16 protein-coding genes are annotated in these 12322 nt (G+C 41.1%); all 16 read right to left on the reverse strand.

Annotated elements, in window-relative coordinates:
* Positions 1-27: 27 nt before the first annotated feature.
* On the reverse strand, positions 28-315 hold the full coding sequence (rpsF, locus tag ACEW8F_RS07705; protein WP_026394927.1) for a 30S ribosomal protein S6: 288 nt from the start codon (positions 313-315) through the stop codon (positions 28-30).
* A 111-nt stretch (positions 316-426) separates the two neighbouring features.
* The gene (locus ACEW8F_RS07710) at positions 427-1059 is read right to left on the reverse strand and encodes a stage II sporulation protein M (protein ID WP_373482892.1); all 633 of its coding nucleotides are present in this window, start codon (positions 1057-1059) and stop codon (positions 427-429) included.
* Positions 1056-1262: a DUF951 domain-containing protein gene (locus tag ACEW8F_RS07715; protein WP_373482893.1), complete on the reverse strand. Its 207-nt coding sequence runs from the start codon at positions 1260-1262 to the stop codon at positions 1056-1058. Before ACEW8F_RS07715 ends, ACEW8F_RS07710 begins: the two co-directional genes overlap by 4 nt.
* A complete protein-coding gene (locus ACEW8F_RS07720; protein WP_373482894.1) occupies positions 1252-2148 on the reverse strand; it encodes a mechanosensitive ion channel family protein in 897 nt (298 codons plus the stop codon). The genes ACEW8F_RS07715 and ACEW8F_RS07720 overlap by 11 nt, the downstream gene beginning before the upstream one ends.
* 24 nt (positions 2149-2172) lie before the next feature.
* A complete protein-coding gene (locus ACEW8F_RS07725) occupies positions 2173-2811 on the reverse strand; it encodes a CvpA family protein (protein WP_373482895.1) in 639 nt (212 codons plus the stop codon).
* A complete protein-coding gene (locus ACEW8F_RS07730) occupies positions 2808-3887 on the reverse strand; it encodes a hypothetical protein (protein ID WP_373482896.1) in 1080 nt (359 codons plus the stop codon). The genes ACEW8F_RS07725 and ACEW8F_RS07730 overlap by 4 nt, the downstream gene beginning before the upstream one ends.
* A 44-nt stretch (positions 3888-3931) precedes the next feature.
* On the reverse strand, positions 3932-4825 hold the full coding sequence (locus ACEW8F_RS07735; protein ID WP_373482897.1) for a ParB/RepB/Spo0J family partition protein: 894 nt from the start codon (positions 4823-4825) through the stop codon (positions 3932-3934).
* 2 nt (positions 4826-4827) lie between these two features.
* A complete protein-coding gene (locus ACEW8F_RS07740; RefSeq protein WP_373482898.1) occupies positions 4828-5592 on the reverse strand; it encodes a ParA family protein in 765 nt (254 codons plus the stop codon).
* A gap of 236 nt (positions 5593-5828) precedes the next feature.
* Positions 5829-6551 carry a 16S rRNA (guanine(527)-N(7))-methyltransferase RsmG gene (gene rsmG, locus ACEW8F_RS07745; RefSeq protein ID WP_373482899.1) on the reverse strand — a complete coding sequence of 241 codons (723 nt, stop codon included), beginning with the start codon at positions 6549-6551 and terminating at the stop codon, positions 5829-5831.
* Positions 6544-8445, reverse strand: a complete 1902-nt coding sequence (gene mnmG, locus ACEW8F_RS07750) for a tRNA uridine-5-carboxymethylaminomethyl(34) synthesis enzyme MnmG (RefSeq protein ID WP_373482900.1) — start codon at positions 8443-8445, stop codon at positions 6544-6546. Before mnmG ends, rsmG begins: the two co-directional genes overlap by 8 nt.
* 10 nt (positions 8446-8455) lie before the next feature.
* The gene (mnmE, locus tag ACEW8F_RS07755) at positions 8456-9835 is read right to left on the reverse strand and encodes a tRNA uridine-5-carboxymethylaminomethyl(34) synthesis GTPase MnmE (RefSeq protein ID WP_373482901.1); all 1380 of its coding nucleotides are present in this window, start codon (positions 9833-9835) and stop codon (positions 8456-8458) included.
* A 145-nt stretch (positions 9836-9980) separates the two neighbouring features.
* Positions 9981-10610: an RNA-binding cell elongation regulator Jag/EloR gene (gene jag, locus ACEW8F_RS07760; protein WP_373482902.1), complete on the reverse strand. Its 630-nt coding sequence runs from the start codon at positions 10608-10610 to the stop codon at positions 9981-9983.
* 30 nt (positions 10611-10640) lie between these two features.
* Complete coding sequence (locus tag ACEW8F_RS07765) at positions 10641-11603, reverse strand: YidC/Oxa1 family membrane protein insertase (protein WP_373482903.1); 963 nt, start codon at positions 11601-11603, stop codon at positions 10641-10643.
* Positions 11604-11638: 35 nt separating this feature from the next.
* Positions 11639-11851, reverse strand: a complete 213-nt coding sequence (yidD, locus tag ACEW8F_RS07770; RefSeq protein WP_373482904.1) for a membrane protein insertion efficiency factor YidD — start codon at positions 11849-11851, stop codon at positions 11639-11641.
* 1 nt (position 11852) lies between these two features.
* Entirely contained in the window at positions 11853-12191 is a 339-nt protein-coding gene (gene rnpA, locus ACEW8F_RS07775) for a ribonuclease P protein component (RefSeq protein WP_373482905.1), read from the reverse strand.
* Between the two features lie 64 nt (positions 12192-12255).
* A partial coding sequence (locus ACEW8F_RS07780) for a 50S ribosomal protein L34 (protein WP_373482906.1) occupies positions 12256-12322 on the reverse strand: 67 nt, incomplete at its 5' end.

Genomic DNA, 12322 nt, shown 5'->3' on the forward strand with positions numbered 1-12322 from the left:
AAATTACTTTATTCACAGAACTGCCCCCTATTTCTCTTTTTTAATAACGATGCTTCGAATAAACTGTTCGTTAATTTTGTATAAATGATCTAATGCATCAAGTACTGAGTTCTCAGCTTTGAAGTCTACTAATACGTAGAATCCTTCTTGATACTTTTTATCGATTTCGTAGGCTAATTTTCTTTTGCCCCATTCGTCGACTTTTTCAATTTCTCCAGCTGCTTCAATTACAGCCTTCACTTTGCCTACTAATTCTTCAATCGCTTCTTTTTCAAGATCCGGTTTTAAAACAAATAATGTTTCGTATACTCTCATTCCATTTCACCTCCTCATGGACTATGGCTCACTTTTCCAGCAAGCAAGGATTACAGTTTTTAATTATATCATATCTTGTAATTCATGCAAGTGTTTTTTTGTTTTTTTATTTTAAACCGGCACAACCGCATTAAATAGAATTGGTGTTATAAATGTTTCTATAAATGACGCAATAAAAAAAAGCGGAATTAACCATAATATATAAATTCGCAAACATCCGATCACAGCCTGTTTTAACTCACCTTTAAAGTTTTTTCTTAAAATTGTTTTCGACAGTTTAAAACAGAGATGTACTCCCAGGGTTACCCCTAAAATCAGGGCCGGAATCTCAATCAAACCATGAGGCAAAACACCAACTAGAAACGCAAACCAACCAATGCCATTTGTTTGATAAACCGCTCCAATCAGACCAATAATAATGGCATTGGAAGCCAACGAAAACATCGGCAAGAATAAAAAAGGAATAACGCCCAAAAGGCTGCTGATTCCGCTGGCGATGATATTATTTAAAAAAATGCCGAACCATAATTCTACTCCCGTACCATCAAGAAATTCCTTCTGATTAAACAAAGACTGAAGTTCATTAAAATAACTTTGACTCAATGCTGGATCACTGAGAAAAAGCAAGGTATTTAATACGATCATGATACCAAAAAAAGCCAGGCAAAAATAAAAAGTAGGTTTCAGGTTTTTTTCAAAGTAGGTTTCAGCTCCATGCCATTGGGTCTTAAAAAAAGTTTTCATACTTCTCCCTTACTCTCACTACTCAGAATTTTCTTTATCTGTTTATTGAATTTTGATCGTTGCAGCATGACAATATGGCCGCAACCCAGACATTTTATTTTAATGTCTGCTCCAACCCGGATAATTTCCCACTCAAAGCTTCCGCAAGGATGCTTTTTTTTCATTTCTACCCGATCCCCTAATCCATAAACCTTAGTCTCCATTTTTTACCTCTGCTTCTTTTTCATTCGTGCCTCTGACTGAATCACGATTGTATATGACTGTTTTATTGTAAGGAATTTCGATCCCTTCTTCATCAAAAACCTCTTTTATACGCTGCCTCAGCAAATTTTCTGCCGCAAATTTTGACGATGCATCCTCATCGCAAACGACACGTATAATAACAGCTGATGGATCAAGTCGGGTTATTCCCTGAATTTCCGGACGAATTTTAAATAACTCTTCATGATTTTCATATAGATCTTCACAAACTTCTTCCAGTATTTTCATTACCTTGTTCGCATCTTCCTCATAGGCAATTCCGACCTCCACGATGGCTTTCATATGCCCCTTGGAATAGTTGACTAAGCGATCAATTTTCCCATTATGAATAATAAAGAGGCCGCCATTGAATTCCCGGACACTGGTGGTGCGAATACCAATAGCCTCGACAATGCCATAATGAGTTTCGTCGATGATCACATAATCACCAACACTGAATTGATTTTCAAAAACAATCACAAATCCACTCATCACGTCTTCCACAATCCCCTGGGCACCAAACCCAATGGCCAGCGTACCGACTCCGGCTACAGCCAACAACGAACCGACATTGATAAACTGCCCCAGGATAATCAGACCCGCCAGGGTCCAGATACTCGCTCTGGCGGCAGTTTTTGTGACACGGTTTAATGTCACAATCCGCCGGGAATCTCTCGGTTCAAGCCCATTTTTTTCACCATTAAAAATACGATCGACAACGCTGAAGGTAATCTTTAAACTGATCACAACGGCGATCAGGACAATTCCCGTAATCAGACCTTTATGCAAAAGACTTGAAAAATCAATTTGACTTAAATAGGATGAAAAACTTGTTGTTAAATATTCCATTACCCTCTCCTATTGAATTCCCATCTAGTTAAGTGCCATTGGTGCCAAAATCTGCAACAGGTTACTATTTTCGGCAGTTGGCAGATTTGACACGCCTCCGGTTGAAAGATTGATGACTGCAAATACCCACAACATGACTGCGATGATCGTACCTCCTAAAATCAATCCAATCAGCATTCCTGCCAGGTGATTGATTGCTCCGATAACAGGAACTTTTGAGATTCCCATAAAAATGGTCTGCAGTATCCAGCATAAGACAGAAACTCCGAGGACAATGATCCCAAAACTGATGCTTTGGGCAATGCCGTGCATGATCAGTTCTGACACCGCGGTGAGACTCTGCTCCATTATAGATTGGCCTCCGCCCATAGCCGTTTCTCCCAGCAGTGAGGTAGTTAAACCGTTTTGCTGGGCGCCCAGTTCCATCAGCGACTGGGAAACTGCTTCCACATTGATGGTTTCAAACAAGCTGTTAAGCAAGCCCGACTGAATCAGCCAGTCGGCCAGTAGTTGCGAAAATATCCAGGCTATTACAAAAGAAGCAATAAATCCCCCGAAACTGATCAGGGTATTTATTGCACCTCGTTTGTATCCTATGATTCCTGAAAGCGAGCAAATCAGGATGCAAATAAAATCAAGTGATGTCAATGCCGAGAAACTCATTTTTTATTCCTATAGTATTCTTCGATGTCTTCTTCATTGATGATCCGAACAGCACTGGTTTCCATTAAAAAGGATTTATCATCTGTTTCTTCATGCTGGTTCAACCCTTTATGCTGATGTTCCATTTCGATAGGATGAGACAGATTCCAGTCGTCGACTGTTTCTGACTGTGCCTTGCTAATTCCCGTTTCTGTCGAAATTTCAGGCATGGCCGCTGGCTTTATTTCGGCCTCATAGGATGGCTGAACTTTTTCTGAGGAATAGCGGCTTTCTTCGACGGGATCAATCGTTTCGAAAATTCCGGATTCCGATTTGCTCCGGCGCGGTTTATTATAATTCGTCCGTTCTGGTGCCGCATAGGTATCATCAATAATTACTTCTGTCATGTTCATGGTTTCCGGCTCTTTGGGAGTGAACCCTTCGTTAATCTGTTCATTGGAAAGACCTTCGAGCCCAATACTTTCGCGTTTTGGTATTCGTGATTTTTTTCGGGGTTTTTTCTTTTCTTTCTTCGTTTCCAAATCATACTCCAGATCCCGTTGATCTTCAGCTTTAGTTTCTTCCCAGTACTTGCGACCCAGAACCCGTCCTAAACCAATCCCGATCATCTGAAACACAATGGTAAATACTAATCCAATTCCGAAAAACACAAAAATTGATATTTCACTACCAATTAATTGATAAATCAATCCATATGGCAGATACCAGAAAATGGTGGGTGCTGCAATAAAAGCAAATTGATTCCAGATACTGTTCGTATCCTGTCCCGGGGACATCGTGGAAACAATGGTTAAGGTCCCAGTTAAGACAATAATCGGAATAAGACTGTAAAGAACATATCTTAACGCCTTTGGTTTTTCGTTGCCGCTGATACTCTTAAAGCAGATTGCAAATAAAGTAATCCAGAATATACCAATGGTCAATAATTGGATACCATTGAACAGATAGTTAAAATCGCTAGTTCTGATCACATCAAATATATTTTTGAATATCAGAACAAGCACAATATATAAGATATTACCTAATACTGCCGCTTCAAGGGCTGACAATCGTCTCTTTCTTTTAATTTGATTCATTATTTTCTCCATTTCATAATTACATTGTCATAATTTGACTGCTTTTAGTTTGTTTTTTCATATCCCAATTGTTCGAGCAGACGATCCAATTCTTCCAATGATGAATAGACAAACTCAATTTTCCCTTTTTTCCCACGATTGCTCAAATGAACCTTGGTCTCAAATTTTTTCTCCAAAGCCTCCTGGATTTCGATGATGTAACCCTTGTCTTCTTTTTTCTTCTGCAACGGTTTTGCCAGACCGATGGTTTGCATTTTTTTGATGCGATTTTCAGCTTCCCTGACACTCATACTTTTTTCAATAATCTCGTTGGAAAAAGCTTCCATTTTTTCCGGATCTTCCAAAATTAGAATGGCCCGGGCATGACCCGAGGTAATCTGTCCCTGCGCCAATTGGTCTTGAATCGTTTTCGGTAATTTTAGCAGCCTGAGGGTGTTGGCAATAGCCGTTCGGCTTTTTCCGATCCGAATACCAATTTCACCCTGGGTCAGATTGAAGTTCTCCATCAACGCCTCAAAGGCCATGGCTTCTTCAATACTATTCAGGTTCTCCCGCTGGACATTTTCGATAATGGCAATCTCCAGCACTTCTTCCGGAGGTAGATCTTTGACGATCACCGGAATCTCTTTCAGGCCAATCATATTGGCCGCCCGCCAGCGTCGTTCTCCCGCAATGATGGTATAACCCTTCGTTTCCGGTTTGACCACCAGCGGCTGGACGATGCCGTGTTCTTTTATCGATGCTCCCAATTCTTCTAATTTAGCGCGATCAAAGGTTTTTCGGGGTTGTTTCGGGTTTGGCCGAACATTATTTGTCTTCACATAAAAAACAAGCTTTTCAAGATCAACCTCCAACACTTCGTCTTCTTGTGAGGTAACCACCGCTTCCTCGGGAAACAATGCCCTCAGCCCTTTTCCCAAACCTGTGTTTTTTCCCATAACTACTCCTGTCTCTGTATAAACTCTTTTGCAAGGGCCAGATATGCTTTTGATCCTTTTGATGCACTGGCATATTCAAAAATAGTCTGCCCGTAACTGGGTGCTTCTGCCAACCGTACATTTCTGGGAATCATCGTTTCATAAACCTTATCTTTAAAATAGTCGACCACTTCATCCACAACCTGATTTGATAAGTTGGTCCGGCTGTCGAACATGGTCATCAGTACTCCCTCAATTTCCAGTTGCGGATTTAATCCCTGTTTTACCAGACTAATGGTATTCATCAGTTGGCTCACCCCTTCCAAGGCATAAAACTCGCATTGGATCGGGATCAATACCGTATTTGTCATTGCCAGGGCATTAATTGTCAATAATCCTAATGATGGTGGGCAGTCAATAAATATATAATCATAGAATGGTTTGACATTTTCAATACTATTTTTAAGGCGCAATTCTCGCTGCGGCATATTCGTCAGTTCAATCTCTGCCCCGGCCAGATCTGGATGGGATGGAAGAATATGAAGATTATCATAAGAAGTTGTCAGAATAATCTCTTTAAGGTCATCGCCGTGGATGATTCCATGGTAGACGCTTTTTTTTAAATTGTTCTTTTCAATTCCGAATCCACTACTGGTATTTCCCTGGGGATCGATATCGACAACCAGAATCCGGTATCCTTCCAAACTAAGGGCAGTGGTTAAGTTGATATTTGTGGTTGTTTTTCCAACCCCACCTTTTTGATTAAATACTGCCACGATTTTCGCCATATTCTACTCCTTAAATTTAGTCACTCGCTCTGTGTTTAATTGAAACTGTCAAACACGCTTGCCCTTTAAACTCTGGCGATGCTGGTTTTTGCCAGTCTCATGTTTCACGTGAAACATGCAGGTTATTAACCACCTGCATGTTTTTATTTTCAAGAGATGTTTCACGTGAAACATCTCTTGAAAATCAGGCCAAATGTTATCACAAAACCCTTTATTTCATCTTGTTAATTTAATCATTATACTGGAAATGCTTCATTTTTAATCTTGCCGTTTATTCGCGGAAAAAGATCGGGTGTCGGTTTAATTTTTTCCACATTCATTATAACATGAACATAATCGCTTTGCAGTAATAAACCCTTTTCTATTTCAATTATTTTCCCACCTAAAACGGCGATTGGCTTTCTGGCCGCCTCCAACTCATCCTGGTAGTCTCTTCCTTTCATCGATAAAAACTGTCCTCCCACCTTTGTCAGCGGCAAACAATATTCAGAAAGAAGGGTCAGGTTTGCCACCGCCCGGGATGTGACAACTTCATATTTTTCCCGGTAGTCGCTGTTTTGTCCTAATTCTTCAGCTCTGCCATGGAGGATCTTAACGTTCGTAATATCTAACTCCTGGGCAATGGACTGAACAACATTCAATTTTTTTTTAGTGGAATCCATCAGCGTAATCTCAGCATCTTCAAACAGGATCGCAAGCGGTATGCCCGGAAAGCCACCACCTGTTCCCACATCCATGATGTTTGCCTGGGGGTTTTTGATCAGTTTAAGCAGGGTCAGGGAATCTAATAAATGGAGCTTGATAAACTCATCCTCATCGGTAATCCGAGTCAGATTGATGTGTTTATTCTTCTCTAGCAGTTGATCCATATAAGCGATCAGCTTTTCGCCCTGTTTTTCATTGATGGCTATCTCAACCTCATTGCCCAGGGCAATCAACTTTTCTATACGATTATTCATTATCTGTTCCATCCTTATCTGAACTTCTTCGGCGCTGTTCCATGGCAATTAACAAAACCGAAATATCCGCCGGCGAAACCCCGGAAATTCGTGACGCTTGTCCCATTGACAAAGGCTTTATTTCCTGAAGTTTTTCGGCCGCTTCGATCCGCAGTCCGCCGATTTTGGTGTAATCAAGTTCGGGCGGGATCAGCTTGTGCTCTAATTTTTTAAATTGCTCCACCTGCTGCAGTTGTTTTTTAATATAGCCTTCATACTTAATCTGAACTTCAACCTGTTCCACCACACTCCAGTGCAGGACTGGTCGTTCCGGGTCAAATATCCCAGTTTGCCGATATTTGACTTCCGGCCGTCTGATCAGTTCCCCGATCGATAAACCATGCAGGATCTCTGAGCTGCCAAAAGATTTAAGCACCTCGTTATTTTCCTGATTGGGCTTGACAATGACCTGATTGAGACGCATGATCTCCTGTTTGATCTGTTCCTTTTTCTCCTGAAACTTCTGATAGCGACTCTCGCTAATCAGCCCAACGCGATATCCGATCTCAGTTAACCGCAGATCGGCGTTATCCTGTCGTAATAATAATCGATATTCGGCTCGGGATGTCATCATCCGATAGGGTTCGTCGATCCCCTTTGTAATAATATCATCGATGAGTACCCCAATATAACCTTCGGAACGATCGATGATTATAGGTTGTTCACCCCGTATATAGAGTGAAGCATTGATGCCGGCAATCAGACCCTGGGCTCCCGCTTCTTCGTAACCGGATGTGCCATTGATTTGACCGGCAAAAAACAAACCCGCTACCTGCTTAGACTCCAAAGACGCCTTTAATCGGGTTGGATGGATGCAATCATATTCAATGGCATAGGCCGAGCGCATAAATTCGACATTCTCCATTCCCGGAACCGTTCGGTATAAGGCAATCTGAACATCCTCAGGCAAACTTGATGACATCCCCTGGACGTAGATTTCATTGGTATTTAATCCTTCAGGTTCCATGAAAATCTGATGTCTTTCCTTGTCGTGGAAACGCATCACCTTAGTTTCAATGGAAGGACAGTAACGGGGTCCAATCCCTACAACTTTCCCGGTATAAAGCGGTGACCGTTCGATATTGGCATTAATAATCGCATGGGTTTCCGGGTTTGTATATGTCAGGTAGCAGGGAACCTGATCGATTTCTATCTTATCCGTTTCAAAAGAAAAAGGCACAATATGTTCATCCCCTTCCTGAATAACCATTTTAGAATAATCCAGAGTTTTTGCATCAACCCGGGCCGGAGTTCCGGTTTTAAAACGCTGTAGCTCGATGCCGTTTTTTTCCAGACTGTCAGATAAATACATTGCCGGAAATAACCCGTTGGGACCCCCGTCATATTGAACGTCGCCGATGATAATGCTTCCTTTTAAATAGGTGCCGCTGCAGATAATCGCTGACTGACAGTTATAAACCGCCCCGGTATTAACCATCACAGCGGTAATCTTTCCGTCGTTTACTATAATTTCGGTGGCTTCCTGCTGTTTTAGAAGAAGGTTTGCCTGGTTCTCAATTACTTCTTTCATCCGGAACTGGTAGGCTTTTTTATCGGCCTGGGCCCGCAATGAATGAACCGCTGGACCTTTTGCTGTGTTTAACATCTTACACTGAATCATCGTCGCATCAATGGTTTTTGCCATTTCACCACCAAGGGCATCGATTTCTCTAACAAGATGTCCTTTTCCGGTGCCACCAATCGACGGATTGCAGGGCATCATCGCCACCGAATCCAGATTAATGGTTAATAACAGGGTTTTCAGTCCCATTCTGGCACTGGCCAGTGCTGCCTCAGCTCCAGCATGGCCGGCACCAATGACAACAATATCGTAGTCTCCTCCTGGGTATGTCATTCTCTTTCCTCTACTTTCCAATGCAAAAATTTTTAAAAATCTGATCGATGATATCCATCCCCACAGCCTTGCCGGTGATTCCCCGAAGCGCCTCCAGGGCATCCATGACGTCAATACTGACGAGTTCCAGGGGCATCTGGCTGGCCATCGTTGCGATGGCATTTTCCAGACTGTTCCTGGTTGTTTCTAATAATTGAATGTGCCGGGTATTGGTGATCAAATAGTCTGCATCCTGATTGACAGTACCCTCAAAAACCATTTCCAACATTTTTTGTCGCAGTGTCTCAATTCCCTGATCTTCCAGTAGCGACATCGGGATCCATGGTTCCGGGATCTCAATATCACTTCCAGAGATGGCGTCGGTCTTATTGGCAATATAAATGGTCTTGCGGTTTTTCAATAACTCAATCAGTTCCTTTTCCCCGACGGACATCTCCTTTGAGATGTCCCGCATAAAAATCACAAGATTAGTTTGGTTCAAAAGCGACCGGGATTTTTCCACGCCGATTTTTTCCACCAGATTATCCGTTTCTCTAATCCCGGCAGTATCAATAATTTTAAAGGGAATCCCTTCAATATTAAGATACTCTTCAATGGTATCCCGGGTTGTTCCGGGAATATCAGTGACAATCGCTTTGTTTTCCATTAACAAGGTATTTAATAATGATGATTTTCCCACATTCGGCTCACCGAGAATCGCGGTGGTGATGCCTTCCCGGTAAATCTTTCCGGTTTCTGCCACCACCAGGATTTCTTTTATCCTGGCTAACAGCGTCAAGATCTGACTATTGACAAAATCATAGGAAATTTCTTCAATATCATATTCGGGATAATCAATATTGACTTCCATATGGGATAAAATCCCCACCAGGATCTCATCCAGTTCTTCCAGTTTCTGCGACATTCGCCCTTCCAGTTGGGCCACCGAATATTCCAGACTTTTTTCGGTTTTAGCATTGATAATATCAATAACGGCTTCAGCCTGGGTCAGGTCCAAGCGCCCATTTAAAAAAGCCCGCTTGGTAAATTCACCGGGTTCAGCCAGGCGGGCCCCGGATTGAATTACCAGTTTTAGTATTTTACGCATCGGGACAATTCCCCCATGACAGTTAATTTCCACCACATCTTCGGCCGTATAGGAGTGAGGTGCAATCATTTTAGAAATGAGCACCTCATCAATATCCTTTTTTGACGTTGGATCGACAATGCGTCCGTAAATCAATTCATGACTTTTGGCTGCGACCAGGGTTTTTCCCCGGGGATTGACAAACAGCTTATTTCCCAATACCACAGCTTTAGGTCCGCTGATTCGTATGATACCAATTCCGGCTCCACCCATACCGGTGGCTACCGCTGCAATGGTATCCTCGTTTTGTAATAAGACTTCCAATTTTTTCTCCTGTCTCAATAATCGTTTCCTAATCTATTATAATATAATAAAACCCTTGGGTTGACAAGTATCGCTCATTAAAAAAGCACTTTACAATTAACTCTTAAGCTAACTTGCAAAGTGCCCTGATATTTTCTTTTACCTCTTAGTTTTTATCTTTTAACTGGATAACAACCCGGCGGTAAGGTTCTTCCCCCTCACTAAAGGTAAAGACCTTATCGTGATTTTGAAGTTTGGCATGGATGACCCGTCTTTCCGAAGGATTCATTGGTTCCAGCAGCATTTTTTTCTGATAATAAACCGCTTTGTTGGCCATTTTTTCGCCCAGATCTTCCAGTGTCTTTTCCCGCTTAGCCCGGTAATTTTCAGTGTCCAGAATAACCCGAACATATTCTTCATGCTGTCTGTTAATAACTAAACTGACTAAATATTGGAGAGAATCGAGGGTTTGGCCACGACGTCCAATCAAGACGCCCATATCCTTACCTTCCAGATCAATGAATAATACTTTATCCTCAAGACGGGTATGGATTTTACAACTGATTTTCATGGCCTCGAGAACCTCATTTAAAAAATCAAGGGCCCGCTGTTCAGGATTATTTATCAGTGATACCTCAACAATGGCTTCTTTTTTTCCAAAAATCTTCATTAACCCACTGTCTGGTACTTGTAATACATTTGTTTCAACTTGTTCTTTCGTCACACCAAGCTGTTGCAAACCATGGTTAATAGCATCTTCTACGGTTTTACCAGTACCCGTTACTGTCTTATTCATTTTCCCTCTCCTTAGCTTTCAGTCATCATTTTACTTATTATCATAACGTTCCTTGGCTTTTTGATAGGCTTCTTCCTGAGCTGCGTCGCGCTCGGGAATTTCAACTGATGGTTTTTTCCGCTGTTGCTCCGCTGGCTGATAGGATTTTGAACTCTGTATCTTTTTATGAGAAGCCGGCCGAGTTAAGGGCTTTTTCGACTCGTCACTGTGATCTTTTTTACTGTCTTTGGGGGCATTAGGATTGGCTGCCGCCCGTTTGGCCGCTAATTCAGCCTTTCTTTCTTCTTCCGCTTCGCGGACCCGGCGCTCCGCTTCTTCGATGGAAATATCCGGTTCAGGAATGCGCATCATAATAAATTGTTGCACAAAGGTAAAGACGTTCTGGACAACCCAGTAAAGGGCAACCCCGGCCGGCATCGAAATAGAAATATATCCAATCATCAGCGGCATGGCATAAAGCATAATTTTCTGAGTTTTAGCATTGGGATCATCCGGATTAGTCGCCGGTTGCGCTGCCATCGTAAATTTCTGAGTGATAAAGGTAAATAAAGCAGCCAAGATCGGTAATACATAAATTGGATCTGGGAGGCTCAAACTACTCATCCATAAAAAAGACATATCTATCGTCTCAATGATCCCATTTGGAAATACCCAAATATCCGGAGCTCTTAACGTACCATATAGACCAATTAATATTGGAAATTGCAATAATAATGGTAAGCAACCACCGGCCGGATTAACCTTAAACGTTTTGTACAGTTTTAAGGTTTCTTCATTTAACTTTTCTTTATTATTTTTATACTTTTTGTTAAGCTTTTGTAATTCCGGCTGAAGGCGTTGCATATCCTTCATTGATTTGGTTTGTTTAATATTAAGAGGAAGTAATAATACTTTCATTAATATTGTAAATAAAATGATTGCCACTCCATAATTTCCAACAATGTTGTAAATTTGTAGAAGCATCCAACCAAAGATCTGGTATAAAAACTCCATTCATTAACTCCTTAAGTTTTTTTCCCTAAATGTTACTAAGGAAGGGGATCATATCCCCCGGGATTAAAAGGATGACATCTCAAAATGCGTCTTCCACCCAAATAGCTTCCCTTTATGACACCGTATTTTTCAACGGCCAAAATAAAATACTCTGAACAAGTGGGACTGAAACGACAATTATTTCCTAATAGAGGAGAAATAAATTTTTGATATCCTCTAACGATTAAAACGAGGAATTTCTTGAACATCCTATGGCCTCATGAGATTCTTCTTATAAAACAAATGTTTTAACGACTTTTCCAAACTACTATATGGCACTTCTTTAATGGATTCCTTAGCAATTAGAATAATATCATAACCTTTTGAAAAAGAATCTTCATTAAGACGATATGCCTCTTTTATTCGTCTTTTTACCTTATTTCTAACCACAGCTTTTTTAGAAACTTTTTTGCTGACTATTATCCCCAAACGATTAGTATTTTCTTCGTTCTTAATATAATAGATCACAAAAACTTTGTTTCCGAAAACATCCCCAACTTTAAAAACACGTTTAAATTCATTTTCCTTGCTCAGGGACGTTATTTTCACCAAAGGAATTCTCCTTAATTTTTATTAAACAAAAGACCGCTTTTGAAAAACGGTCTACAAAGGATTATGCTGATAATTTTTCTCTTCCTTTTTGTCTTCTCTTCTTCAAAATAAGTCGACCGCTTTTGGCA

This window comes from Acetobacterium sp. (assembly GCF_041752335.1).
In the GTDB taxonomy this organism is placed as follows: domain Bacteria; phylum Bacillota; class Clostridia; order Eubacteriales; family Eubacteriaceae; genus Acetobacterium.

Excerpts from the sequence above, each read along its gene's own strand:
- rsmG (WP_373482899.1), bottom strand. The coding sequence starts at position 6,551 with ATGAATAATCGTATAGAAAAGTTGATTGCCCTGGGCAATGAGGTTGAG.
- jag (WP_373482902.1), bottom strand. The coding sequence starts at position 10,610 with ATGAATAAGACAGTAACGGGTACTGGTAAAACCGTAGAAGATGCTATT.
- ACEW8F_RS07735 (WP_373482897.1), bottom strand. The coding sequence starts at position 4,825 with ATGGGAAAAAACACAGGTTTGGGAAAAGGGCTGAGGGCATTGTTTCCC.
- ACEW8F_RS07725 (WP_373482895.1), bottom strand. The coding sequence starts at position 2,811 with ATGAGTTTCTCGGCATTGACATCACTTGATTTTATTTGCATCCTGATT.
- ACEW8F_RS07730 (WP_373482896.1), bottom strand. The coding sequence starts at position 3,887 with ATGAATCAAATTAAAAGAAAGAGACGATTGTCAGCCCTTGAAGCGGCA.
- mnmG (WP_373482900.1), bottom strand. The coding sequence starts at position 8,445 with ATGACATACCCAGGAGGAGACTACGATATTGTTGTCATTGGTGCCGGC.
- ACEW8F_RS07740 (WP_373482898.1), bottom strand. The coding sequence starts at position 5,592 with ATGGCGAAAATCGTGGCAGTATTTAATCAAAAAGGTGGGGTTGGAAAA.
- ACEW8F_RS07715 (WP_373482893.1), bottom strand. The coding sequence starts at position 1,262 with ATGGAGACTAAGGTTTATGGATTAGGGGATCGGGTAGAAATGAAAAAA.
- rpsF (WP_026394927.1), bottom strand. The coding sequence starts at position 315 with ATGAGAGTATACGAAACATTATTTGTTTTAAAACCGGATCTTGAAAAA.
- ACEW8F_RS07765 (WP_373482903.1), bottom strand. The coding sequence starts at position 11,603 with ATGGAGTTTTTATACCAGATCTTTGGTTGGATGCTTCTACAAATTTAC.
- ACEW8F_RS07710 (WP_373482892.1), bottom strand. The coding sequence starts at position 1,059 with ATGAAAACTTTTTTTAAGACCCAATGGCATGGAGCTGAAACCTACTTT.
- yidD (WP_373482904.1), bottom strand. The coding sequence starts at position 11,851 with ATGTTCAAGAAATTCCTCGTTTTAATCGTTAGAGGATATCAAAAATTT.
- ACEW8F_RS07720 (WP_373482894.1), bottom strand. The coding sequence starts at position 2,148 with ATGGAATATTTAACAACAAGTTTTTCATCCTATTTAAGTCAAATTGAT.